General features: G+C 69.8%; 23 protein-coding genes and 1 pseudogene. 13 read left to right on the forward strand and 11 right to left on the reverse strand.

The features are described from left to right. Positions 1-394 precede the first annotated feature (394 nt). On the forward strand, positions 395-1,021 hold the full coding sequence (locus GT354_RS35550) for a hypothetical protein (protein ID WP_161360511.1): 627 nt from the start codon (positions 395-397) through the stop codon (positions 1,019-1,021). Between the two features lie 112 nt (positions 1,022-1,133). Continuing rightward, positions 1,134-2,507 carry a glutamate decarboxylase gene (locus GT354_RS35555; protein ID WP_161360512.1) on the forward strand — a complete coding sequence of 458 codons (1,374 nt, stop codon included), beginning with the start codon at positions 1,134-1,136 and terminating at the stop codon, positions 2,505-2,507. A 45-nt stretch (positions 2,508-2,552) separates the two neighbouring features. Here GT354_RS35555 and GT354_RS35560 read toward each other — a convergent pair whose 3' ends face one another. The 3 genes from GT354_RS35560 to GT354_RS35570 form a co-directional block, all read right to left on the reverse strand. Then, the gene (locus tag GT354_RS35560; RefSeq protein WP_161360513.1) at positions 2,553-3,230 is read right to left on the reverse strand and encodes a hypothetical protein; all 678 of its coding nucleotides are present in this window, start codon (positions 3,228-3,230) and stop codon (positions 2,553-2,555) included. 312 nt (positions 3,231-3,542) lie between these two features. Continuing rightward, on the reverse strand, positions 3,543-4,388 hold the full coding sequence (locus GT354_RS35565; RefSeq protein ID WP_161360514.1) for an NAD(P)H-binding protein: 846 nt from the start codon (positions 4,386-4,388) through the stop codon (positions 3,543-3,545). 74 nt (positions 4,389-4,462) lie between these two features. Next, the gene (locus tag GT354_RS35570; RefSeq protein WP_161360515.1) at positions 4,463-5,968 is read right to left on the reverse strand and encodes an MFS transporter; all 1,506 of its coding nucleotides are present in this window, start codon (positions 5,966-5,968) and stop codon (positions 4,463-4,465) included. A gap of 163 nt (positions 5,969-6,131) precedes the next feature. On the opposite strand from GT354_RS35570, the gene GT354_RS35575 reads away from it, so the two are divergent. Together GT354_RS35575 and GT354_RS35580 are read left to right on the forward strand one after the other, a co-directional pair. Next, positions 6,132-6,920: a TetR/AcrR family transcriptional regulator C-terminal domain-containing protein gene (locus GT354_RS35575; RefSeq protein ID WP_161360516.1), complete on the forward strand. Its 789-nt coding sequence runs from the start codon at positions 6,132-6,134 to the stop codon at positions 6,918-6,920. 544 nt (positions 6,921-7,464) lie between these two features. Then, a complete protein-coding gene (locus GT354_RS35580) occupies positions 7,465-8,196 on the forward strand; it encodes a sulfite exporter TauE/SafE family protein (RefSeq protein ID WP_161360517.1) in 732 nt (243 codons plus the stop codon). Positions 8,197-8,249: 53 nt separating this feature from the next. Here GT354_RS35580 and GT354_RS35585 read toward each other — a convergent pair whose 3' ends face one another. Then, on the reverse strand, positions 8,250-8,579 hold the full coding sequence (locus GT354_RS35585) for a helix-turn-helix domain-containing protein (protein WP_161360518.1): 330 nt from the start codon (positions 8,577-8,579) through the stop codon (positions 8,250-8,252). A gap of 316 nt (positions 8,580-8,895) precedes the next feature. Between GT354_RS35585 and GT354_RS35590 the strand changes: the two genes are divergently transcribed. Both GT354_RS35590 and GT354_RS35595 read left to right on the forward strand, forming a co-directional pair. Beyond that, on the forward strand, positions 8,896-10,104 hold the full coding sequence (locus tag GT354_RS35590; protein ID WP_161360532.1) for a DUF445 domain-containing protein: 1,209 nt from the start codon (positions 8,896-8,898) through the stop codon (positions 10,102-10,104). 97 nt (positions 10,105-10,201) lie between these two features. Then, complete coding sequence (locus tag GT354_RS35595) at positions 10,202-10,393, forward strand: hypothetical protein (protein WP_161360519.1); 192 nt, start codon at positions 10,202-10,204, stop codon at positions 10,391-10,393. Positions 10,394-10,450: 57 nt separating this feature from the next. Here GT354_RS35595 and GT354_RS35600 read toward each other — a convergent pair whose 3' ends face one another. Beyond that, on the reverse strand, positions 10,451-12,055 hold the full coding sequence (locus GT354_RS35600; RefSeq protein WP_161360520.1) for an acyl-CoA synthetase: 1,605 nt from the start codon (positions 12,053-12,055) through the stop codon (positions 10,451-10,453). A gap of 247 nt (positions 12,056-12,302) precedes the next feature. Here GT354_RS35600 and GT354_RS35605 point away from each other — a divergent pair, with 247 nt between their 5' ends. Continuing rightward, on the forward strand, positions 12,303-12,629 hold the full coding sequence (locus GT354_RS35605) for a hypothetical protein (RefSeq protein ID WP_161360521.1): 327 nt from the start codon (positions 12,303-12,305) through the stop codon (positions 12,627-12,629). 70 nt (positions 12,630-12,699) lie between these two features. On the opposite strand, the gene GT354_RS35610 is transcribed toward GT354_RS35605, so the two are convergent. From GT354_RS35610 to GT354_RS35630, 5 genes are all read right to left on the reverse strand, one after another. Further along, complete coding sequence (locus GT354_RS35610; RefSeq protein ID WP_161360522.1) at positions 12,700-13,506, reverse strand: crotonase/enoyl-CoA hydratase family protein; 807 nt, start codon at positions 13,504-13,506, stop codon at positions 12,700-12,702. A gap of 120 nt (positions 13,507-13,626) precedes the next feature. Next, positions 13,627-14,754, reverse strand: coding sequence for an acyl-CoA dehydrogenase family protein (locus GT354_RS35615; RefSeq protein ID WP_161360523.1), 1,128 nt, complete (start codon positions 14,752-14,754; stop codon positions 13,627-13,629). A 33-nt stretch (positions 14,755-14,787) separates the two neighbouring features. Continuing rightward, entirely contained in the window at positions 14,788-15,978 is a 1,191-nt protein-coding gene (locus GT354_RS35620; protein ID WP_161360524.1) for an acyl-CoA dehydrogenase family protein, read from the reverse strand. 38 nt (positions 15,979-16,016) lie between these two features. Beyond that, positions 16,017-18,239 carry an acyl-CoA dehydrogenase gene (locus tag GT354_RS35625; RefSeq protein ID WP_161360525.1) on the reverse strand — a complete coding sequence of 741 codons (2,223 nt, stop codon included), beginning with the start codon at positions 18,237-18,239 and terminating at the stop codon, positions 16,017-16,019. Positions 18,240-18,342: 103 nt separating this feature from the next. Further along, positions 18,343-18,837: a TIGR03618 family F420-dependent PPOX class oxidoreductase gene (locus tag GT354_RS35630; RefSeq protein WP_346012331.1), complete on the reverse strand. Its 495-nt coding sequence runs from the start codon at positions 18,835-18,837 to the stop codon at positions 18,343-18,345. A 100-nt stretch (positions 18,838-18,937) separates the two neighbouring features. On the opposite strand from GT354_RS35630, the gene GT354_RS35635 reads away from it, so the two are divergent. From GT354_RS35635 to GT354_RS35650, 4 genes are all read left to right on the forward strand, one after another. Continuing rightward, positions 18,938-19,753 carry an SDR family oxidoreductase gene (locus GT354_RS35635; protein ID WP_161360526.1) on the forward strand — a complete coding sequence of 272 codons (816 nt, stop codon included), beginning with the start codon at positions 18,938-18,940 and terminating at the stop codon, positions 19,751-19,753. Positions 19,754-19,921: 168 nt separating this feature from the next. Continuing rightward, positions 19,922-20,170: a type II toxin-antitoxin system VapB family antitoxin gene (locus GT354_RS35640; protein WP_161360527.1), complete on the forward strand. Its 249-nt coding sequence runs from the start codon at positions 19,922-19,924 to the stop codon at positions 20,168-20,170. Next, positions 20,167-20,571, forward strand: coding sequence for a PIN domain nuclease (locus GT354_RS35645; protein WP_161360528.1), 405 nt, complete (start codon positions 20,167-20,169; stop codon positions 20,569-20,571). The genes GT354_RS35640 and GT354_RS35645 overlap by 4 nt, the downstream gene beginning before the upstream one ends. A 70-nt stretch (positions 20,572-20,641) precedes the next feature. Further along, positions 20,642-21,499, forward strand: coding sequence for a 3-hydroxybutyryl-CoA dehydrogenase (locus GT354_RS35650; RefSeq protein ID WP_161360529.1), 858 nt, complete (start codon positions 20,642-20,644; stop codon positions 21,497-21,499). A gap of 78 nt (positions 21,500-21,577) precedes the next feature. On the opposite strand, the gene GT354_RS35655 is transcribed toward GT354_RS35650, so the two are convergent. Continuing rightward, positions 21,578-23,221, reverse strand: a complete 1,644-nt coding sequence (locus tag GT354_RS35655; protein WP_161360530.1) for an MDR family MFS transporter — start codon at positions 23,219-23,221, stop codon at positions 21,578-21,580. Positions 23,222-23,421: 200 nt separating this feature from the next. Here GT354_RS35655 and GT354_RS35660 point away from each other — a divergent pair, with 200 nt between their 5' ends. Further along, positions 23,422-23,658 (forward strand): LapA family protein, encoded by a 237-nt coding sequence (locus GT354_RS35660; RefSeq protein ID WP_161360531.1) that lies wholly within the window; start codon positions 23,422-23,424, stop codon positions 23,656-23,658. A gap of 22 nt (positions 23,659-23,680) precedes the next feature. Further along, positions 23,681-24,391 (forward strand): annotated as a pseudogene (locus GT354_RS35665) (hypothetical protein); the annotation flags it as partial.

Here is a 24,391-nt window from a genome sequence, read left to right on the forward strand (position 1 = left end):
GCCCGAGGGCGTCCCCGCCCCCGACGGCACGGAGACCGGCGGCGCGGTGGCCCGGTCCGCCGAACTCACCGGTGCGCCGGGTGACCCGTCGTCCGCCCCGCATGCCACACACAACACCGTCGCGCCGACCAACGCGCCCAGCCCTGATCCCAGCCGAGCCCACATCCGTACCGCCATGCCACGCCCCCGAGTCTTCACAGCGAATCGTCGAGATCACGCCCGACCGACGCCCGTTCCCACGGCCCCGCGAGCACCGTACCCACAGCCCGGGGCGCACGGCAGCGGCGTCGTCGTCCCGACCTCCGCACGTCCCGAGCCCGCTCGCACTCCGTGGCGTTCCACCGCCATACTCGCCATCGTGCGAATTCGGCGGCGGCAACGCGATGACGAGTGGTTGACGGAGCTCAGGCGGCTGCTGTCCGCAGGGGACACCCGGGAGAGTCTGCGCCGAATCGACCTGCTTTCGGACGAACACACGGATCGGTTCAGGCGCAGCGTCGGGCAGTCCTGGGTTCATCTGTACGAAGGCGAATTCGTGGCCGCGGTCGAGGTCGTCGAGGGTTGGCTCGACGCCGCACCACCGACCGACCCTTTCTGGACGCAGATGCTCAACTACCGCGCGGACTGCACCGCCATGGGCCTGGTAGCGGGGCACATGCACCCGTCGGTGGCACTGCCGATCCTTCACGCGGAGGCGCGGTCCGAACTGATCGAGTGCACGCCCGATTCCCCCATCGCGTTCGCCCTCGATGTGTGCGAAGGACGCATTCCGCAGGCCCTCGCCCGGGCCCGCCGACGCCGACGTTTGTCATTTCACAACCCGGTCGTTGCGGCCAAGGCGCAGACCAGGATCGCCGTCTGTCTGGCGCTGTCGGGTGATCTGCCCGGGGCGGAGGAAGCCCTCGACCTGGCCACCCGGTTGTCGCCCGGACTCATCGCGATACCCATGGCCCGGTCGTGCCTCGCGACGGTGGCCACCGGATCCTCGGCTCCGCCCGCCGCCGACCCGACCGGCCCCTGACCTCGCCTCCCGGCCGCCCCCCCGGATTGCCCGGGCGACCCGGGGGGCAGTGGTAGCCGGTACGCGAAGACGGCCTCCCGTGGCGTCTCGACGAGCCGAAGGGTGCCCGCGCATGTCGGACGACCACGTCGTAGGGATCAATCCCCAGTTCACCCGCCCGGGTGAAACGCATGCCATCGACCGCTTCCGGATGCCGCTCGACGAGATGCTGCCGGAGACGGCGTATCAGGTGGTGCACGACGAGGTGATGCTCGACGGCAACGCGCGGCTCAACCTCGCGACGTTCGTCGGCACGTGGATGGACGACCACGCGACCCGCCTGTACACCGAGGCGTTCGACAAGAACATGGTCGACAAGGACGAGTATCCGCATACCGCGGCCGTCGAGGACCGCTGCTGGAAGATGCTCGCCGATCTGTGGCACGCCCCCGACCCCACCGGCACCATCGGTACGTCGACCGTCGGTTCGTCCGAAGCCTGCATGCTCGCCGGGCTTGCTCTCAAACGCCGTTGGCAGCACGCCCGTCGCGCCGCCGGCAAGCCGACCGACCGGCCCAACCTGGTGATGAGCTCGGCGGTGCAGGTGGTGTGGGAGAAGTTCGCGAACTACTGGGACGTGGAAGCTCGTTACGTACCCATCTCCGAGGAGCACAAGACCCTCGACGGCCACGACCTGGCGTCCCACGTCGACGAGAACACGATCGGCGTGGTCGCGATCCTCGGCGTCACGTACACCGGGATGTACGAGCCCGTGGCGCACATCTGCGCCGCGCTCGACGACATCCGACGCACCGTCGGACTCGACATCCCGGTCCACGTCGACGGGGCGTCGGGCGCGATGATCGCGCCCTTTCTCCAGCCGGACCTGGTCTGGGATTTTCGACTGCCGCGCGTGCACTCGATCAACACGTCGGGGCACAAGTACGGCCTGGTCTATCCCGGGCTCGGTTGGGTGGTGTGGCGCAGCAAGGACGTGCTGCCCGAGGACCTGATCTTCCGGGTCGGCTACCTGGGCGGCGACATGCCCACCCTGGCCTTGAACTTCTCCCGGCCGGGCGCTCAAGTGCTGCTTCAGTACTACCAGTTCCTGCGTCTGGGCCGGTCCGGCTTCCACGCGGTCCAAAAGGCCGCACAGGACGTCGCGCGCCATCTCGCCTCGGGCATCGACGCCTTGGACGCCTTCGACCTGTGGAACGACGGCACGGACATCCCCGTCTTCGCGTGGCGGCTCAAGGCCGACCACACCGACAACTGGACCCTGTACGACCTGTCCGACCGGCTGCGGATGAAGGGCTGGCAGGTGCCCGCCTACCGGATGCCCGACGACCTGGCGGACGTCACGGTCCAGCGGGTGGTGGTGCGCAACGGCCTGTCGATGGACATCGCACGCGACCTGCTCGACGACATCCGTACCGAGACCGAGTACCTGGACCGCCTCACCGGGCCGATGCCGACCACGCGGCACCCGTCCGGCTTCCACCACTGACCGGCGGGACCCGCTCGTCCCCGTACGGCCGACTTCGCGATGCGCCTACAGCCGGTCGTACCAGCCCGGATGGCTGTTGTGCAGGGCGGCGAGTGCGAGCAGGACGCGACCGTCGGGCAGACCGGGCGGGAGTTCGTAGGAGTCCGTGGTGCCGACGCTGCCCAGGTACTCGAAGACCCGGATGCCGTTGTGCCGCCAGATCGTGCGCATCGGCAGCCGGGGCGCCTTGCCGCCGAGGATCGCCACGGCGATCATCAGGGCCCACAGCGGCGACATCATCCACCACACGAACCAGCCGAACGTGGTCCCCTTGGCCGCGTGCAACGTCGGCCCGTGCACCGGCTCGACCAGCCACGACGTTCGCCGCATCCGCCGCACGCTGCCCTGTTCGCGGTACACCGAGGCCAAGTGCTCGCCGGCGGGCCCGCAGATGCGATAGACGGCGTACTCGGCGGTCGCGGACTCGGTGCTCACCGAGGCGATCCGGTGCCGGCGGGTGCGGTCGGCCCACAGGGTGAGGTGCCGGGACGGCGAACTGCCCATGCCGTCGGTCGACGCGGCCTCGATGTACGCGACGTCCTCGTAGTGGCGTTCGCCCTGGGGCCGAACCCGGATGATCGGCCCGACCCACGTGTGCTCGGGGACGTCCTTGGCCTCGTCGGCGTGAAGCGCGCGACGTACCTCTATTGCGGCACCCGTGCCGGTGTGAAGCGCGACGGTCAATGTCTATCCAGGGTTTCGAGGATCGGCCGGTCTGGACAGCAGAGTAGGACAGGCCGTCGACGCCGTGGGGTGCTCGTGAGCAAGAACCCCTCCAAAGCGTGCACCGATCGGGCGGAATATGCCCGCTCGATCGGTATTTGGTGACCAAATCTGCACAGTGTCAGTCGAGTTCCGGGCCTCACGCCTGTCGGGTACGAGCGGGGTGAGGGCCGAGTGCGGGTCCGGTGCGGATCCGGTGCGGGTCGCGAGCGGGCCGGACGCGCGTCGGGACCGGCGCTCCCGGCGCCGGTCCCGACCCATTGTTTCCCGTGCCTACCGCTGCTGCTGTGCGAAGTCGTCGCGGTGCTCTTCGAGCCACTGGCGGAACGTGCGGGCGGGCTTGCCGGTGATGGCCTCGGTGGCGTTCGAGACCGGCTCGGGATCGACGGCCGTCTCCCACAGGTCGAGCAGCGCGTTCGCGTAGCCCGGGTCCATCCAGCGGGTGAGCTGCTCGTACGAGCGGTCGCGGCTGACCTCGACGAACGGAATCGGGCGGCCGACCACGTCGGCCAGGATCTCGATCTGCTCGGCGAAGGACAGCGATTGCGGGCCGGTCATCTCGACGGTCTCGCCGAGCCGGCTGCCGTCGATCAGGATGCGGGCCGCGACGTCGGCGATGTCGGCCTCGTGGATCGAGGCGAGCTGGGCCTGCGGGTAGGGCAGTTCGATGGTCTCGCCGGCCAGGAGTGTGTAGCGCCATCCCTGGGCGTTGGCGGCGAAGGCGCCGGGGCGCAGCACCGTGAAGGGGATGCCGGATCCGGCGACCGCGACCTCGACCGCGTGGTGGCTCTTGGCGAGCGGGTTGGTCTCGGGGTCGGGGGCCGCGGCGGCGGACGAGGACAGCAGGACGATGTGCTCGACGTCGGCGGCCTGCATGGCCTTGACGAGGTCGGCGATGCCGGCGGCGTCGGCGTACAGGAAGACCTTGGTGACGTCGCGCAGGGCCTCGGCGGCCGTGTCGGGTCGGGCGAGGTCGAGCGGGACGGCTTCGACGCCGTCGACGGGTTCGAGTGCGCTCGGATCCTTGCTCGCGACCCGTACGGGCAGGCCGGCGGCGCGGAGAAGGGTGACGACGCCGCGGGCGACACTGCCGCGGGCGCCGGTGACGAGAGTGGTCATGACGTGCTCTTTTCCGTGTGGAGTGGGGAGTTGCGGGTGATACGCCGGCGCCGAGGTGGCATGCGCCGCGTGGATCAGCCTTCTTGGGGCCGAGCGTGGCGCGGGAGCAGGAACACCAGGGCGGCGGCGACCAGGCCGAGGCCGGCGACGGCGAGCGAACCGACGGCCATGGCGTACGAGGCGGAGTGGTGCTCGGCGAGTTGGAAGAACAAGGTGGTGATCCCGGCGACGCCGAGCGCGCCGGCGAGCTGCTGCATCGCGGACAAAGAACCGGAGGCGCTGCCGAGTTCGTGGTCGGCGACGCCGGCGAGGATCACGTCGAAGAGCGGGGCGAAGACGCCGCCCATGCCGAGTCCGACAACGAACAGCGGTGCGATGAGCGTGAGGCTCGTGGTGTCCCGACCGTAGTGCGTGACGACCGCGGCGAGCGAGAGCAGGCCGACGATGTTCACGCAGACGCCGATCAGGAGCAGCCTGCGGCCGAGCTTGCCGATGAGCTGGAAACCCGCGATGGAAGCGACGACGATGCCGACGGCGACGGGGGCGAGGGTGAGGCCGGCGTGCAACGCGCCGTAGTTCAGGTGGATCTGGACGAACAGTGATGTCACGAGCATGAAGCCGGCGACGCCGGCGAAGAACGCGAAGCCGAAGAGCATGCCGCTCTTGTAGGCACGGTTGCTCAGGAGCGTGGACTCGATCAGCGAGTGCGGGCTGCGTCGTTCGCGCAGGACGAAGCCGGCGAAGGCGAGCAGGCCGGCGGCGAGGCAGCCGAACGTCCATGCGGGCCAGTCGTTTTCGGGGCCCTGGATGAGCGCGAAGATGGTGAGCGAGGACGCGGCGGTGAGCAGCGCGGCGGCGACGAGGTCGATGCGCACGTCGGGGTTCGGGGCGTCCTTGGGGAACCAGCGGACGGCGCCGAGGACGGCGGCGAGGCCGAGCGGGACGTTGAGCAGGAAGATCATCCGCCAGCCGGTGCCGAACAGGTCGAGATGGATGAGCGCGCCGGCGAGGATCGGGCCGCCGACGGCGGAGAGGCCGATGACGGGGCCGAACGCGCTGAACGCCTTGCCGATCTCGTCGGCGGGGAAGACGGCCTTGAGGATGCCGAGTCCCTGCGGGATGAGCAAGGCGCCGAAGGCGCCCTGGGCGATGCGGGCGGCGACGAGAACGTCGGGCGACGGGGACAGCGCGCAGGCCAGGGACGCGAGGGCGAAGCCGCCCGCGCCCAGCAGGAACAATCGCCGTCTTCCCCAGCGATCGCCGAGGCGTCCGCCGACGACGAGCAGTACGCCGAACGCGAGCGTGTAGCCGGAGGCGAGCCACTGGAGCAACGCGGCGCCGCCGCCGATGCTGTCGCGGACGGACGGGCCGGCGACGTTGGTGACGGTGCTGTCGAGCATGTCCATCACCTCGGCGACCATCACGATCGCGAGGATGCGCCAACGCCAGTCGTGGGCGGGAGACTTGGGAGCAGGGGACTTGGGAGCAGGGGACTTTGGCGCAGAGGACGTGAGGGCCGGCGTCTCGGCAGGGGTCTGGGCGGCGGCTGCGGTGGGGGCTGCGGGAGATGCGGTGGACATCGGGGGCTCCTTCGTTGGTGAAACGGTTCGTGGGGTCTGGCGGGGCGGTAGTGGATCAGGTGGTGGTTCCGCTTCGGTTTCGCCGCCTCTTGCTCGAAGAACACTGTTCGTTACGAACACCGTACGTCGCGAACGGTGTTCGGTCAAGGCGTATACTCGCGGCATGTCGAAATCACCGAGCACGTCCCGAACGTCCGCGTCCGAACCGGTCAGCCGGCGTACCCGTCCGGCCAAGGCGGCCCTGAGCGCGGACGCGCTCGTGGCCGCGGCGCTCGCGATCCTGGACGCGGACGGGCTGGAGGCGGTCACGATGCGGCGGGTGGCGCAGGCCCTGGATACCGGTCCCGCCTCGTTGTACGTGTACGTCGCGAACCGCGACGAGTTGCTCGCACAGATCTACGACCGGGTGATGGGCGAGATCCCGCTGCCGGATGCGACACCGATCGGCGCGCCGCTCCCGAACTGGCGGGAGTTGTTGCGCGCCCTGATCCACGACGCGATCGCCGTTCTCGGCAGCCATCGCGGGATCGCGAGCGTGGCACTGGGCGACGTACCGACCGGCCCCAACGCGCTCGCGTTCGCCGAGGCGCTGCTCGGCCTACTCGCGGGCTCGGGCATCGACGACCTCACCCGCTCGCTCGCCCTGGACCTGATCAACATGCACATCACGGCAGCGGCGGTCGAGCAGTCGACGTACCACGACAAGGGCGCCCGGGGCATGACCGAGGAGAGCGCGGTCGCCGCGATGGACGAGGCCTTCGCGAAGCTGTCGCCGACGGAGTATCCGCATCTGGTGTCGATGCGGGAGGCGCTCACCCAGGGCAGCGGGGACGAGCGCGATGCGTGGGGCACGGAGGTCCTGATCAACGGAATCCTGGCCACCCCCGCGCGGGGCTCGTGGCCGCAGGGCCCTGACGGGATGCCCCCGGCCGCGCCCACACACGAGGCGTGAAGCGGGTGATCGGCGCGTGAAGCGGGCGAGCGGCCTGGCCCACCGGTGGTCGACCCGTCCGGCGAACAGGGCCTTCGGTACTGCACCTTGACGCAATCCCGCCGACCGTACCCACGCACGAGAGGCGAAGCGGGTGAGTGGCCTTGTCCGGCCGGGTCTACCGGCCCGGCGAACAAAGCGTTCAGCGTTGCACCCTGACGCAATCCCGCCGACCGCACCCACGCACGAAAGGCGAAGCAGGTGAGCGGCCATGTCCGGCCGGGTCTACCGGCCCGGCGAACAGGGCCTTCAGCGCCCCACCCTGACGCAATCCCGCCGACCGCGCCCACGCACGAGAGGCGAAGCGGGTGAGTGGCCTTGTCCGGCGGGGGCGACCGGCCCGGTGAGGGGGGCGGTCGGTGCTTCCGGTATAGCTGTGGTGATCGTTTGGTCGAACCTGCACGGGCCGGAACGTCCGTGAGCTCGACTGTGCGTGCGCCAAGCCATCGCAGGTCCGAGCTTGCACGAGCCCGAGGTGTCGCCCCCGCAGCGGTGAGGATTCGTCATGACCGGTGTGTGGTCCGTCGCGCTGCTGCTCGGCGGGATCGTGCTGCTCGGCGCGTCGGTGCAGCGGCTGACCGGGATGGGGTTCGCGCTGGTGGCCGCGCCCGGCCTGGTGCTGCTGCTCGGGCCTGCGCAGGGGGTGGTGCTGTCCAACTGCGGGTCGGGTGCGATCAGCGCGATCGGCCTGGCGGTGACGTGGCGTCAGGTCCGGCTCAAGGCGATGCTGCCGCTCGTGGCCGCGGCGGCGTGTACGGTCCCGCTGGGGACGTGGGTTGCCTCACGGCTGCCCGAACCGTGGCTGCTCGTGGGGGTGGGCACGTTGGTGTGTGTGGCCGTGCTGTTCGTGATGCGCGGCGTACGGGTGCCCGCGTTGCGGGCTCGGCGCGGCGCGGTGGCGGCCGGTGCGGCGAGCGGCTTCATGAACTCCTCGGCCGGGGTCGGCGGCCCCGCGGTGTCCCTGTTCGCGGTCAACGCGGGCTGGACCGCGGCCGAGTTCGTCCCCAACGGCCAGTTCTACGCCTTCGTCGTCAACGCCTTCTCGGTGGCCACCAAGTCCCCGCCCCACCTGAGCACCCCGGCCTGGACAATGATCGGCGTGGCCTTGGTCGCCGGCGCCGTGATCGGCCAATACCTCGCCAAACACACCTCGGAACACCAGGCCAAACGCACCGTCCTGTGGCTGGCCCTCGCCGGCGGCGCCGTCACCCTGGCCAAGGGCGTCTGGACAATCTGAAACCGGGCTGTCCCGGACCGCCCCGGGTCGGGCGCGAACCGCTTCGAGTCGCCTCACGCCACCCGAAAGGACGCCTCACCGATGCTCACCGTGACGTCGAGCCTGCCGCCCAGAGCAGCCGCGTAGGACCGAAGGGTCTCCAACTCCATGGCCTCCAGGTCTCCGCTCTCGATCTGGGACACCCGCGACTGCGACACCCCCAGCACCGCGGCGACTTCCGCTTGCGTCTTCCCCAAGGACTTGCGCAATTCCTTCAGGTGGAAACCGACGACGTAGGCGTCCGTCTCGGCCCGAGCCCGCGACAGCACGCCCGGGTCGGCCGGTTCCGGATTGACACGATGGGCCTCGGCTTTGCCGTCACGCCAGGATCGTGCGGGACTCATGGTCGTTGCTCCCATCGCTTTTCTTGCTCGTCGGGAATCAACTCTCGACCGGTTCCAGGAGACAAATCCCCCAGGGCGCGAGACAAATATAACCCACAGCTAATGTCGAGGATGTTGTTCGGGTGGGCCTGTCCAGCCGGCTACGCCGAGAGCGTGGTGTCGTGTGCGGTTGTCGGGTGGGCGGATGATCAGAATGGGGGTCATGGGAGATCTCGTCGGGTCCGGGGTGTCGTCGGCTGCTTCTCGGCCTTCGGCGGTTGGTGGTGGGGCGGTTCGTACCGCGTCCGAGCTGGAGAAGCTTCGGGGCGTGCGACGGATGAAGGTGATCGCGACCGGGTTTCTCGTGTTCGCGACGGTGGTGTACGTGCTGACGCGGTGGGCCGAGGCGCGGGGGGCCGGGGCGTGGGCCGGGTATGTCGAGGCGGCGGCCGAGGCCGGGATGGTCGGGGCGATGGCCGACTGGTTCGCGGTGACGGCGTTGTTCCGGCGGCCGCTCGGGTTGCCGATCCCGCATACCGCGATCATTCCGACCCGCAAGGACGCACTCGGCCACAACCTCGGCGAGTTCGTCGGGGAGAACTTCCTCTCCGACGCGGTGGTGCGGCAGCGGCTGAACCGGATGGAGGTCTCGCGCCGCGCGGGTGAGTGGCTCGCGGCTCCGGGGCACGCGGAGCGGGTGACCGATCAGCTCGGCGCGTTGGCGCGCGCGGCGCTGACGGTGTTGCGGGACGAGGACGTGCAGTCGGTGTTCGGCCACGCGATCACCCGGCGGATCTCCGCGCAGGCGGTCGCGCAGCCGATCGGCGAGTTGCTCGATCGGCTCGTCCGGGACGGGGCGCACCGGGGCCTGGTGGACCTGGTCGCGACCAAGGCACACGACTGGCTCGACCTGCACCGTGAGGCCGTCCTGCGCGTGGTCAACGAGGAATCGCCGGGGTGGTCGCCGAGGTTCCTCGACAAGCAGATCGCCAACAAGGTGCACCGCGAGCTGGTCCGCTTCGCGGGCGCGGTTCGTGACGACCCGTCACACCCGGCCCGGTTGGCGATCGACAACTTCCTCACCGAGGTCGCGCAGGACCTGCAACGCGACCCGGCGATGATCGCGCAGATAGAGAGCCTGCGAGACCGCACCGTCGCGCACCCGGCCGTACAGGAGTTGATCGCCTCGGTCTGGAGCGCCGCGCGGGCGATGATCGTCGAGGCCACCGAGGACCCGGACAGCGAACTCCGCGGCCGCGTCACCGCCGCCGTTCGCGCGCTGGCCGTGCGGCTCTCGTCGGACGACCGCATGCGCAACAAGGCGGACCGGTGGATCGAAGAGGCCGCGGCCTACGTGGTCACCACCTACCGCGACGAGATCACCGCCCTGATCACGGACACGGTGGGCGCCTGGGACCCCAAGGAGACCAGCCGCAAAATCGAGATCAACGTAGGCCGAGACCTCCAGTTCATCCGCATCAACGGCACCGTCGTAGGCGCCTTGGTCGGCCTGGCCATCCACACCTTCACCCGACTGCTGAGCTGACCCGCCACCGAACCACCCTGGAACCACGCGATCTCCGCGAACGCGGCGCCGAGGCAAGCGGCACAGCCGGCAGTAGGTGAGGCTGTTGAATCAAGGCATGACCGATGCGTTGTGGAGCCGGCTGTCGCAGGACGCGCGGGCCGAAGTGGATCGTCTGATCACCGAGGGACGCAACATCCAGGCGATCGTGTCGATGCGGGAGAGCGCCGGGCCGCCGACGCCGGGGATCCACGCGTGCGTCGACCTGTTGCAGTGGCGGTTCGAGGAACTGGGACTGCCCTCGGCCTGAACACGCGAACTCGCCGGCCGGCCGGGCCGCCGCCCCGCCGGCCGACGCCGACCTCCGCTACCGCGACAGGTCTTCCGCGTGGGCCTTGGCCGCCCGCAGGTCGACCTTGCCGGCAGCCGTGCGAGGGACGGCCTCGACGAAGTGGATGCGCTTGGGGGTCTTGTAGCCGGCGATCAGGGTGCGGGCGTGGGCGGTGATGGACTCCTGGGTCGGGGCGGTGCCCTCCCGGGCGACCACGAGGGCGGTGACGGCCTGGCCGAAACGGGGGTCCGGGACGCCGACCACGACCGCGTCGAAGACCTCCGGGTGGGACTTGAGGGCGCTCTCGACCTCGTCCGGGTAGACCTTCTCGCCGCCCGTGTTGATGGTCGCGCTGCCCCGGCCCAGGAGGATGATGCTGCCGTCCGGCTCCATCAGGGCGAAGTCGCCGGGCAGGACCCACCGGCGGCCGTCGGGGTCGAGGACGAACGTGGCCTTCGTCTTCTCGTCGTCGCCGTGGTAACCCAGCGGGATGTGTCCGCTGACCGCCAGCCGCCCCACCACGCCCGACCCCGGCACGATCGGCACGAGGCGCTCGTCCAGGACGGTGGTGGTGTCCGAGGACGAGAACCGGGTGGCCGCGCCCAGGGTGCCGGTCTGGCGCGAGGCCGCGCCGGTCTCGGACGCGCCGAAGCTGTCGATCACGAAGAAGCCGGCCTGCTCCAACGCCTGCCGCACCGGCGAACTCATCGCCGCCCCACCGTTGCTGATCGCCTTGAGCGAGGACAGGTCGTACGTGTCGGGGTTGGCCGCGAGCCAGTCGGCGAGCGGTCGGCCCATACCGTCGCCGACCACCGTCATCGACAGCGCCCGCTCCGCCGACGCCAACGCGAGCACCGCGTCGGGCTCGAAGCCGCGACCGGTCCACATCAGGTACGTGTTGCCCAGGTAGAACGAGTTCCACATCGACCACTGCCCGCCGCCGTGCATCATCGGCGCCAGTCCCAGCGTGGTCATCCCGGCCGATTCCCGTACCGCGTCCGCGATTTCGTCCGGCTTCTCGATCTTGGGCCGACCACTGCGCCCGGCCTGGAGGGCCGCGAAGAAGATGTCCTCGCTGCGCCACAACACACACTTGGGCATCCCGGTCGTGCCGCCCGTGTAGAGGCCGTAGACGTCGTCACCGCTGCGCGCGCCGAAGTCCCGCTCGCCCGAGGCCGCCGCCAAGGCGTCCTCGTAGCCCACCGCGTCCTCGATCGATTCGGCCGAGCCGTCCTCCAGGACCACGACATGCCGCAGAGCCGGGAAATCGGCCCGGATCGCGGCCGTCGTCGCCGCGAAGGACCGCTCGACGACCACCGCGACCATGCCGGAGTTCTCGTACAGGTAGCGCAGTTCCGCTTCCACGTAGCGGTAGTTGATGTTGACCGGCACCACCCGCGCCTTGTAGCAGCCGATCATCGCCTCGACCCACTCCGCGCGGTTCCACGCGTGCACACCGACGAAGTCGCCGGGCTCGATCCCGGCCCCGATCAGGTGGTGCGCGAACCGGTTGGCCCGCTCGTCCAGTTGACGGTAGGTCAGACGTACCTCGCCGGCGATCAACGCCGTACGGTCCGGAATCGCGTCCACCACGATCTCGAAGAGATCGGCGAGGTTGAACGACGGGCTGACGGGCGTCATGGTCGGCTCCCACGGCGGATGAACAAGCGAACAGGCCACCCGAGCCGGGCTCGGGGAAGGTCGGGTCAACTTACCCTTGACTCGATCAAAAGAATAGGTCGTCGACAACGCCCTCACGGGCCTCACGGCCCCTCGCTCCACGGGCCGAGCCACCCGCCCCCACCATCGTCGACCCCATCCGACGAGGCTTCGGAAAGCATCCGGCACATCGGCGGATCGCCGGGTCGCTCGCCGAGGTCGGCCCCCGATGGAGACGCCGCCTCACGGCCTGCTCGCGGTCGCGGGCATCGCGTTGCTCGCCGGCGCCCAGCCGTCCGCGGGCTACGTCGCCGCGTTCCGGCTGTTCGCGACGACGGCGGCGTGGTCGTGCCGTTCGCTCACCGACGGCAAGGTCCTCGTCGCGGTCCGGGTCGCGACCATCGTGCTCGCGGGCCGGACCCTCGCCCGGGAACTGCTCGCCCGCCACGGTTCGCCGTCGCTCACCCGTGCCCATACCGCCTGCCCCGCGCCCCAATCGGCCCGGCCGGCCCGACGCCTCGACCAGAGCCCGAAGGGGCGTACGCACGACACGTGAAAGGACCCGCCGGGGGATTGCCGTCCCTGACCCGGCGGGCCCGTTCATGCCGAAGTTGTCCGATGACACATCACGTGCCCTTGAACTCCGGGGTTTTCTTTTCCGCGAAGGCCCGCGGACCGATCTTCGCGTCACCACTCATGAAGACGCGCATACCGATCTGCGATTCCAGCTTGAAAGCATCTTCCTCGGTCAACTGGTCGGTTTCACGCAGAACGCGCAGGACGGCCTGAACTGCAATCGGACCGTTGGCCGCGATCTGGTGGGCGATTTCCTTCGCCTTGTCCAGTGCCGTACCGTCCGGTACGAGGTGACCGATCAGACCCAGTTCCTTCGCTTCCGGGGCCTTGATGTGCCGGCCCGTGAGCAGCAGGTCGGCGGCAACCGTGTACGGGATCTGCCGCCGCAGGCGCACCGCGGAGCCGCCGAGCGGGAACAGGCCCCACTTGACCTCGGAGACGCCGAAGCGCGCCGACTCCCCCGCGACGCGGATGTCGGTGGCCTGCAGGATCTCGGTGCCGCCCGCGATCGCGGGGCCCTCGATCGCGGCGATCAGCGGCTTGGTGAGGGTGAAGCCCTTGAGGCACCACTTCATGACGGACATGTCCATCGCGGGCCTGCTGCCGTCGCCGCTGCCCTTGAAGGCGTCGCCGGGTGCGCGCTTGCTCATCGCCTTGAGGTCGGCGCCGGCACAGAACGCGCCGCCGGCACCGGTCAGGATGGCGACCCGGATGTCGGGGTTGTCGTTCACCTCGTCCCAGGCGGCTTCGAGGATCTCGATCATCTCGCCGGTGACCGCGTTGCGGGCCTCGGGGCGATTCATCGTGATGATCAGGACGTGGCCGTCCCGCTCGACGAGGGCGTGGGGTTCGGTCATGTTCTTCGTCTCCAGGAGGTGACGCGGGTCGGGCCCGGGCGGATCAAAAACGAAGGAAAGGCACGGGGCGGGCCCTGTCGCAGCGGGTGGGCCCGCCCCGTGGTTCGGGGGTACGGCGGGTCAGGCGAACTCGCCCGCGGGGACGGCCGCGAAGCCCGCGCCGATCCGCAGGGCCTGCTCGGTCGCGCCGCCGAGCGACAGCTCGATCTGCTTGGCGTGGTTGAAGTAGCGGTGCACGAAGTGCTCCTCGGCCACGCCCATGCCACCGTGCACGTGCACGACCGCGTGCGCGACGCGGTGGCCGCCGTCGGCCGCCCAGAACTTCGCGGTGGCGATCGCCTCGGACGCGTCCAGGCCCTCGGCCTCCTGCCACGCGGCCTGCCACGTGGTGAGCCGGATCGCCTCGACGTCGATGTACGCGTCGGCGAGCCGGTGCCCCACGGCCTGGAACGAGCCGATCGGCCGCTTGAACTGCACGCGCTCGCTCGCGTACTTCGCGCCTTCGCGCATCGCCTTCTCGGTCACCCCGAGCTGGGTCGCGCACAGCGCGAGGGTGGCGCGGTTGCGCAGCCACAGCGCCGCCTGCGCGCCGCCGAGGCGCTCGCCCGCCGCGTCGGTGAGGGTGACGAGGCCGGCCACCTCCTTGGCGGTGGTCAGTTGCGCGTCGATCCGGACGCCGGCGGCGGTCGGGTCGACCAGGAACACCGCCGGGCCCTCGTCGGTGGCGGCGGGTACGAGCAGCAGGTCGGCGACGGTCGCGGCCGGCACGCCGGTCTTGACGCCGTCGAGCCGCCAGGTGCCGTCCACGAGCGTGGCCTTGGTGGCCGGCTGTGCGGTGTCGCGCAGGAACGGCTCGGCGAGCGCGGCGGTGAGGATCCTGGTCCCCGCGATCGCGTCCGGCAGCCACGCCTGCTTCTGCTCGGCGGTGCCCAGTTCGGCGATCGCCGTCGCGGCGACCGCGATCGAGGCCCCGAACGGCACGGGCGCGAGCGTGCGCCCGACCTGCTCCAGGATCAGGCACTGCTCGAACACGCCGTAGCCGGCGCCGCCGAACTCCTCGGGCAGGCCGATCCCCAGGAGGTTCGCCTTGGCCAACTCCGCCCACAGGTCGCGGTCGAAGCGCGGCTCGCCCTGGCTCTCGACCTTCTTGTCGAGTGCGGTGAGTGCCTCGTGGGTGACCCGCTCGCCGAGGATTTGCCCCGCCAGGCCCACCAGGTCCTGCTGTTCTTCCGTGTATCCGAAGTCCATTTCACCTGTCCTTGTCAGCGTGGTGACGGCGGGTCAGCGAGGCGGTCGCGGCAGGCCCAGGCCCAGCATCGCGATCATGTCGCGCTGTACCTCGTTGGTGCCGCCACCGAAGGTGAGGATGAGCGCCGTGCGGTGCATCTTCTCCAGCCGCCCGCGCAGGAGAGCGCCCGGCGAGTCCTGCTGGACGTACGCGTCCTCGCCCATGCACTCCATGAGCAACCGGTAGGCCTCGGTGGCGAATTCGGTGCCGAAGATCTTCGTCGCCGACGCGTCGGAGGGGCCGACCTTGGTGCCGTGGTCGACCGACCAGGCGATCTTCCAGTTGACCAGCTTGAGGAACTCGACCTTGGCGTGCACCCGGCCGAGGTTGGCCTGGACGTGCTCGCGGTCGATCACGCGCGAGCCGTCGGGCAGCGTGGCCCGCTCGGCCCAGCGCCGGGTCTCGTGCAGCGCGAGCTGGATGGCCGCGGCCGAACACAGCGCCACGCGCTCGCGGTTGAGCTGACCGGTGATCAGCTTCCAGCCGCCGTTGAGCTCGCCGACCATCGCCGACGCGGGCACTCGCACGTTCTCGTAGAACGTCTGCGACGTGGTCTGGCCGCCCATGGTCTTGACCGGGGTCCACGAGAAGCCCGGCGTGTTCGTCGGCACCAGGAACATGGTCAGGCCCTTGTGCCGGGGCGCGTCGGGGTCGGTGCGCGCGGCGAGCCACACGTAGTCGGCGACGTGGATCAGCGACGTCCACATCTTCTGGCCGTTGATGATCCAGTCGTCGCCGTCGCGCACGGCCTTGGTGGTCAGCGCGGCGAGGTCGGTGCCGGCCTCGGGCTCGGAGTAGCCGATCGAGAAGTGCATGTCGCCGGCGAGGATCTTGGGCAGGAAGAAGTCGCGCTGTTCCTGCGTGCCGTACTCCATCAGGGTCGGACCGACCGTGTTGATGGTCAGGAACGGCACCGCCGCGCCGGCGAGGGTGGCCTCGTCGGTGAAGATGAGCTGCTCCAGCATGGTGCGGTCCTGGCCGCCGTACTCCTTGGGCCAGCCGATGCCCAGCCAGCCGTCCTCGCCCATCTGCTTGACGACGCGGCAGTACGCGCCGTCCTTGCCCATCAGGCTGGTCTCGCCCGCGGCCTGCTCGGCACGGATCTCGGGGGTCATGATCCGCGCGAAGTACTCGCGCAGTTCCCGCCGCAGGTCCTCCTGCTCGGGTGTGTAGGCGATGTGCACGTGGTCTCCCTGGCCGTAGAAGCGAATTGACGGCGTTGTCAGCCCCTGGGCAGGCCCAGGATGCGCTCGGCGACGACGTTGAGTTGGATCTCCCGGGTGCCGCCGCCGAGCAGGACCGCCGGCAGCGAGAGGTAGGCGGTGATCGGGTCGCCGCCGACGCCGTCGGTGTGGGTAGCGCCGGGGCCGATCAGGTCGAGCCGGGTGGTCACCACGGCCCGCTGGTGCTCGGTGACCGCGAGCTTGAGCACGCTGGACGCCGCGCCTGGATTGAGCCCGGACAGTTGTTGGAGCGTCGAGCGCAGGGTCAGCGCGCGCAGCGCGAAGTTCTCCGCCGCGTAGGCGCCCAGCCTGGCCGCGAGCGAACTCTCCAAGGTGTCAACGGCGTTGGGGCCGAGGTCGGCGATCAGCTTGCCGAGCGCCTGCATGCCGGGGCCGCCCGCGATCATCACCCGCTCGTTGGCGAGCGTGGTCCGCGCGATCCGCCACCCGGCGTTCACCTCGCCCACGACCTGGTCGTCGGCGACGAACACGTCGTCGAGGTAGACCTCGTTGAACTCGGACTGGCCGTTGGACTGCTTGAGCGGGCGGACGTCGATGCCCGGCGTGGACATGTCCACGATGAAGTAGGTGATGCCCTTGTGCTTGGGCGCGTCCTGGTCGGTGCGGGCCAGGCAGATGCCGAAGTGTGCCTCGTGGGCCTTGGAGTTCCACACCTTCTGGCCGTTGAGCCGCCAGCCGCCGTCGACCTTGGTCGCGCGGGTGGTCAGCGACGCGAGGTCGGAGCCGGCGCCGGGCTCGCTGAAGAGCTGGCACCAGACGATGTCGCCGCGCAGGGTGGCCGGCACATACGCGTCGCGCTGCGCGTCGGTGCCGTGCGACATGATCGTGGGCAGCGCGAACTCGCCGATGATCGTGCTCGGCTGGGTGAGTCCGATGCGCGCGAACTCCTGCTGGACGACCACCTGTTGGGCCGGACCGGCGGCGATGCCGTAGGGCTTGGGATAGTGCGGCGAGACGTAGCCGAACCCGGCCAGGCGCTGCCGACGGGCGGGCTCGTCCAGCGCGTTCGCCTCGGCCAGGTTCGCCGCCACGTCGGCCCGAAAGGCGGCGATGTCGCCCTCGTCCAGTTCCAGGTCGAAGCGCCGGGTCGGGCCGCCGTCGGCGCTCGTCACGGCGGCGCGGCCGAGCCGGCCGGCCCACTCCCCCGAGGGGCCGAGCCACTGGGCGAGGAAGAGCGCGCGGCGCCAGTACAGGTGGATGTCGTGTTCCCACGTGAAGCCGATGCCGCCGAGCATGGTGATGCAGTCGAGGGCGATCTCGCGGGCGAGCGGCAGGCACACCACGGCGGCCTCGGCGGCGGCGAGGGAGAGCTGCTCGTCGGCGTCGTCGGCGGTGTCGTCGGCGGCCCGGGCGGCGTCCCACGCGGCGGCGGTGGCCAGTTGCAGGCGGGTGAACAGGTTGGCGGCCTTGTGCTTGATCGCCTGGAACGAGCCGACGGCGACGCCGAACTGCTCGCGGATCTTGACGTAGGCGAGCGCGGTCTCGAAGCACCAGCGGGCCACGCCGACCGCCTCGGCGGCGGCGAGTACGGCGGCCAGGTCGCGCACCCGTTCGGTGGTGACGCCGGTGAGGACCTGGGACGCGGTGATCTCCAGGCCGCGCGTGGTCACCCGGGCGACGCCGCGCGAGAGGTCGACGGGGTCGAGCGCCTCGACGTCGATCGTGCTCTTGCCACCGGGCCCGACCACGAACCAGATCTGCTCGTCGCGGCCGGTGTCGGTGCGGGCGCCGAGCAGCAGGTAGCGCGCGCCGACCGCGCCGAGCACGGGTTCGACGGCCCCGCTGATCTCCCAGCCGACCTGGGTCTGCCGGGCGGTCAGGCTCGGGGCGACGGCGACCGCGCCGCCGGCGCCCTCGGCGAACAGCGGCAGCAGCGTCTTGGCCGCCTCGGGGCCGGCGCAGCGGGCGAGAATCGAGCTGGTCAGTACGCCGGCGAGGTAGGGGCCGGGCAGCAGCGCGCGCCCGGCTTCCTCCATCGCGACGGCGAGTTCGAGGACGCCGGCGCCCGCGCCGCCGTACTCCTCCGGCAGGTGTACGGCCGTCAGGCCCTGCCCCACCAGGGCGTCCCAACACGCGGGAAGGGCCCCGGCGGACAGTTCGTCGACGCTGCGGCGGGTGGCCTCGATCGAGGCGTGGCGAGCGGCGAAACCGGCGACCGATTCCGCGAACGCCTGGTGCTCTGTGGCGAATCCGATCGGCACTGTGTACTCCCTCACCAATACTTGTCTCGATCAAGTAAGCAGACAGGCTACCTGACCTGATCCGGGCAATGCCAGGCAACCTCGGAAAGCGGCCGGGCCTACGTCAGCTGGGGCGCGTGGACGGCAGTCCGAGCTTGCGGTGATCCCACGAGACGACGCGATCCGGGACGACTTTGATCACCACGCGCTTGTTGAGCATCATCTCGACGGCCGGGCGCATCTCCTCGGTGTACGGCGCCGCGTATCGACCGAACACGCTCACGCCCAGTTCCCAGATGCGCTCGGGCTCCTCGACCACCTCGGCCTTGCCGACGATGGAGACGCCGCGCAGTTCCTCGTAGTACTCGCCGGCCTCGACCAGGCACGTAATGGTCGGATTGCGGCGCACGTTGAGCACCTTCTGCGCGCGGGCCTTGCTTTCGAGGCCCACCTCGCCCTCCAGGAAGCCGTACCACATGCCGATCGAGTGGATGGATCCGTCGGCATTCAGCGTCGACATGGTCATCGAGTGCCGCTCGGCGAGAAACGCCGCGACCTCCTCGTCGCTCATCCGGACCCGGTCCCGCTGCTTGACGCCATGCCCCATGTGCTCGCCCACGACGAACCCCTCGCCCTCGAATTATTGATTGCCTAAGTCAAAGATTGCCACGTCCGAAGAATGATTGACAGTCCGTCAGGTCCTGCCTAGCGTCGGCGCCATGACCCGAACCGACGACTCCGAGGTCCCCGATTACCCGACCCGCCTGCGCCTGGACGGACGCGGCGTCGTCGTGCTCGGCGCCGGCCAGGGCATCGGCCGCCAGGCCACCCACGCCCTGGCCCAGGCAGGCGCGCGGGTACTGACCGTGGACCGCGACCCGGACCTGGCCCACGACATCGCCAAGGAGGTCGACGGCGTCGCGTGGTCCGGCGACGCGACCTCGCGCGCGGACGTCACCCGCCTGTGGAGCGACGTCGAACGCGACCTCGGCCGGGCCCACGCGATCGTCGACATCATCGGCATGAGCAAGTACGCCGACCTGCTCTCGACCACCGACGAGGACTGGACCTGGCACCAGGACATCGTGCTGCGCCACGCCCTGCTCGCCCTCCAACTGGGCGGCGCGCACATGGCCGCGCGCGGCGGCGGCGCGATCACCTTCGTGGCCTCGGTGTCCGGCCTGACCGGCGCCCCGATGCACGCGGCGTACGGCGCGGCCAAGGCGGGGTTGATCTCGCTGGTCCGCTCGGCGGCGGTGGAGCTGGGCCCGAGGGGCGTGCGGGTCAACGCGGTGGCTCCGGGCGTCGTCTGGACCCCGCGCGTCTCGGCCTACCTGGGCGAGTCGGGCCGCGCCGCCAACGCGGCCAACGCCCCCCTGAACGACGTCGCCCTACCGGCGGACATCGCCGGCCCCCTGCTCTTCCTCACCAGCGACCTGTCCCGCTACATCAGCGGCCAGACCCTCACCGTCGACGGGGCGGTCAGCGCCAAGTTCCCGTATCCCTTGCCGGACATGGAGGCGGCCCCGCACTGAGCGCGAGGTCGAACTCGCTCGTTCGGGTGATTCAGATCGCCGTCCGAGTTGGCAAACGCGCAGGTCGGACACCTTTCCGCCACATACGACCACATGGAGCAAGGACAAGGCCGCACCTTCGAGGGATATCCTCTTTGTACATTCACATATCCCTCATGGAGGCCCGTCATGGCCAAGACCCTCATCGACGTCGACGACGACGCCTTGGCGGAAGCCACTCGCATACTGGGCACGAGGACGAAACGCGACACGATCAACACCGCCTTGCGCGCGGTGGGCGACCGAAACCGCCGCTTGGACGCGCTGGCCGGCATGCGCAAGATGGTCGCCGACGGTCGGCTCGACTTCTCCGTCCTGGGTTACCCGGACGACCCCTCCGGCACCAACGAAGCGACCACGACGGAGACCGCGCCTTGACCAGGGAGCAGTATCTCGTCGACACGTCCGCGCTCGTCCGCTACTTCCGCGGCCAGGTCTCGGAACGCTGGGACAAGCTGATCGCCGCCGGCCGAGTCAGCCTGTGTGAGCCGGTGCGGCTCGAATTCCTGCGGGCTGCAGGCGGGCTCGGAGACTTCCTCGAAGCAGATCATCTCCTCACCGAGATGTTCCCGTACGAGTTCGTCCCCGACTCCGTATGGACCGAAAGCGCCGAGCTGCAACGCTCCTTGGCCCAACAGAGTTGGTTCCAGTGCGCGAGCGTGGTGGATCTCGCCGTCGCGGTCACCGCACGGTGGCAGGGCCTGACCGTGCTGCATCTCGACCGCGACTTCGAAGTCATCGCCAAGGTCACCGGACAGCCGGTACAGCGCGTCGACTGACTCCCCCTCCGACCTGAGAAGATGCCAACGAGGCTGATGGCATGGCGGCGAGTCGAGCGAGGAGTACGCGGTGAACGATTTTCGGCGTGTAGGGGTGGTAGGGGCCGGGCTCATGGGGTCCGGGATCGTCGAGGTCTGTGCGAAGGCCGGGCTCGACGTGTTGGTGGCGGAGACGAGTACGGCGGCGGCGGAGGCCGGGCGGGCTCGGGTGACCAAGTCGATCGACCGCGGGGTCAAGGCCGGCAAACTCGCCGAGGCCGACCGCGACGCGGCGCTCGCGCGCATCACGTATACGACCGATCTCGGTGACTTCGCGGACCGCGACATCGTGATCGAGGCCGTGGCCGAGATAGAAGAGGTCAAGACCCAGATCTTCGCGACGCTCGACAAGGTCGTCGTGCGCGAGGACGCGATCCTGGCGTCCAACACGTCGTCCATCCCGATCATGAAGCTGGGCATGGCCACCGCCCGCCCGCAACAGGTGATCGGGGTGCACTTCTTCAACCCGGTGCCGGTGCAGAAGCTCGTCGAGCTCGTGCCCTCGCTGCTCACCGACGACACCACGGCCGCCCGCGCGGAGGCGTTCGCGAGCGAGGTGCTCGGCAAGTCCGTGATCCGCTCGCAGGACCGGGCCGGGTTCGTGGTCAACTCGCTGCTCGTGCCCTATCTGCTGTCGGCGATCCGGATGTTCGAGTCCGGCTTCGCGTCGGCGGAGGACATCGACAACGGCATGGTGCTCGGCTGCGCGCACCCGATGGGCCCGCTGCGGCTGACCGACCTGATCGGCCTGGACACGATCAAGGCCGTCGCCGACAGCCTCTACGACGAGTTCAAGGAGCAGCTGTACAGCTCCCCGCCGTTGCTGCTGCGCATGGTCGACGCCGGACTGCTCGGCAAGAAGACCGGGCGCGGCTTCTTCCAGTACTGAGCCGAAGACACCGAATACACCTCAGGGCGGCTCCTCCGAACGAACCGGAGGAGCCGCCCTGACGGCGTGTCGGCAGGCTTACCGCGTACGGGCCTCGGCCTTGTCGAGCCGCGTACCGGCCGTGCCCTTCGCCGCGTCCGCGCCGTCCACCGAGCCCGCCGCGTCGCCCGTGTCGTCGCCCGTCGGGTCCGCCTTGGCGACCACGACCGCCTGGTTGCTCTGGAGCGGGACTTCCTTGATCAGCAGCACCGCGATCAGCGCGATCAACCCGAACGGGGCCGCGAACAGGAAGATGTCGCCGACCGAGTGGCCGTAGGCGCCCTCGACGATGCCGCGCGCCGGCTCCTGGAGTTCCCGGACGTTGGGGATGCCCGCGCCGCCCCCGGCCCCGGCGTGGAGGCCGCCGTCCGAGAGGTAGCCGGTGACCTTGGTCGCCATCACCGCGCCGAGCGCCGAGACGCCGACCGCGCCACCCAGGCTGCGGAAGAACGCGACGACCGAACTGGCCGCGCCCAACTGGTGCATGGGGACCGCGTTCTGCACCGCGAGCACCAGGTTCTGCTGGAGCGCGCCCACACCGACGCCGACCAGGAACATGTACACGCCGAGCACCCACAGGTTGGTGTCCGCGCGCGCCGTACCCATCAGGCACAGCCCGATCATGAGCGAGACCGCGCCCCCTACGAGGTAGCGCTTCCAGAGCCCGGTCGCGGTGATCAGCTTGCCGATCACCGTCGACGCGATCACCAGGCCGCCGATCATCGGCAGCGTCATCAGTCCCGACACCGTCGGCGACTTGCCACGCGCGATCTGGAAGTACTGGCTGAGGAAGACCGACGCGCTCATCATCGCGAGACCCACCGCGAGACTGCCGATCACGGCGAGCACGATCGTGCGTTCCTTGAACAGCCACAGCGGGATGATCGGCTCGGTCGCCCGACTCTCCACCCGGACCGCGAGTCCGAGCAGCGCGAACGCGCCGATCACCATGGCCGCGGTCTGCCACGACACCCAGTCGTAGTTGCGGCCCGCGAGCGAGACCCACACGAGCAGCAGCGAGACACCCGCGCTGATCAGCGTCGCGCCGAGGTAGTCGATCGACACCTCACGCTTGACCACCGGCAGCTTGAGCGTCTTTTGGAGAATGACCAGCGCCAGCACCGCGAACGGCACACCGACGTAGAAGCACCAGCGCCACCCGAGCCACGGGGTGTCCACGATGACGCCGCCGATCAGCGGCCCGCCCACCGTCGCCAACGCGAACGTCGCGCCCAGGTAGCCGCTGTAGCGGCCACGCTCGCGCGGCGAGATCATCGCGGCCATGACGACCTGCGCGAGCGCGGTCAGACCGCCGACGCCGATGCCCTGGATGACCCGGCAGCCGATCAGCATGCTCGTGTTCTGCGAAAGCCCGGCGAGCGCCGAACCGGCGACGTAGATCACCAGCGCGAGCTGGACCAGCAGCTTCTTGCTGGTGAGGTCCGCGAGCTTGCCCCAGATCGGCGTGGTCGCGGTCATCGCGAGCAGCGTCGCGGTCACCACCCACGTGTACGAGGTTTGGCTGCCGTGCAGATCCGAGATGATCCGCGGCAGCGCGTTCGAGACGATCGTGGACGACAGGATCGCCACGAACAGACCCAACAGGATGCCCGACAGGGCCTCCATGATCTGCCGGTGCGTCATCGGCTCCGCCGACGCCTCCGCGGCCGGTGCGTTGGTCATGCTTCCCCTTTTTCACTTCTGCTTCGTGAAGTGCTCGGCGCTTCACGAAGTCCTCTGCGCCCGGACGCGGCTTCCCCACCCCCGACACTCGTTGCTTGTTACAACCATAGCGTTCTTTGTTGCTGCAAGCAACTTTCAAGAGATGGTCAAGTCGGCGCGCCTGAGCGTGATCGCATGGTCACTCGAATAGGATGAGGAATATGGCAAAGACCCCGAAAGACACCCAGTCGGGCGGGCATATCGGCGGCGTGTCCTATCGCACGATCGGCATTGCGGTCGTCGTCGTGCTCGCGGTCTGGTTCGTGCTGGCCAACACCAAGTCGGCGACGATCCGGTTCTGGATCCCGACCGTGGCCGCGCCGATGTGGATCGTCCTGGTCGGCACCTTCGCCGCCGGCGCGTTGACCGGCTGGTGGGTGAAGGGCAACCGCGTCTGAGCGGGCCGATACCCTGGCCCCCATGCTCAGCTCCAGGCTTCGGTCGGCCCTTCCCGCGGCGAGTCTGCTGGCCGCCGGAGTGCTCTTGGCGGGGTGTTCCGGCTCACGCGAGGCCGGCGGTGGCACACCGTCCGCGGGTTCGCCCACCGGGTCCGGCACGCCGGCCGCCGACCGGGTGTGCGCCGACATCCTGCCGACCACCGCCGTCACGAGTCTGCTGCCCGCGGGGCAAGCCCTGGCGAGCACCGCCCAAGAACCGGAGGGGCACTACCCCGTACTGCGCTGCCAGGTCGCCGCCGGCGGGCAAACCTTCATCGGCTCCGCCTACCTGTTCAACATGGCCGGCAGCGAACTCGTACAACTACCCGGACTCACCTCCACGGCCTCCGCCCCGATCAGCGGCAACGCCGTCAACGATCTGTACGGAATGGCCGGCGGCGGCGACGCGTGGCTGGTGCGCGAGTGCCGGGTAGTGGGCGTGAGCGACCCGGTGGGACTGCTCGTGCGCGCCCGCACGTACGGCCCGTCCGACCCGTCCGCCCCCGACCGGCGGCAGGAACTGGCCGACATCGCGGTGGACTTGGCCAACGGCGTCGCCCAAGAGGCAGAATGCGGCGGCGACCCGACCCCACGGCCCGGCACGATCAAGCCCGCGAGCGTACCGACGCCCGTCACCGACGCGCCGATCTGCGGCATGCTCGATCCCGCCGCCCTCGGCCCGGCCGCCGCCGGC

This window comes from Streptomyces sp. SID3343 (assembly GCF_009865215.1).
Taxonomy (GTDB): domain Bacteria; phylum Actinomycetota; class Actinomycetes; order Streptomycetales; family Streptomycetaceae; genus Embleya.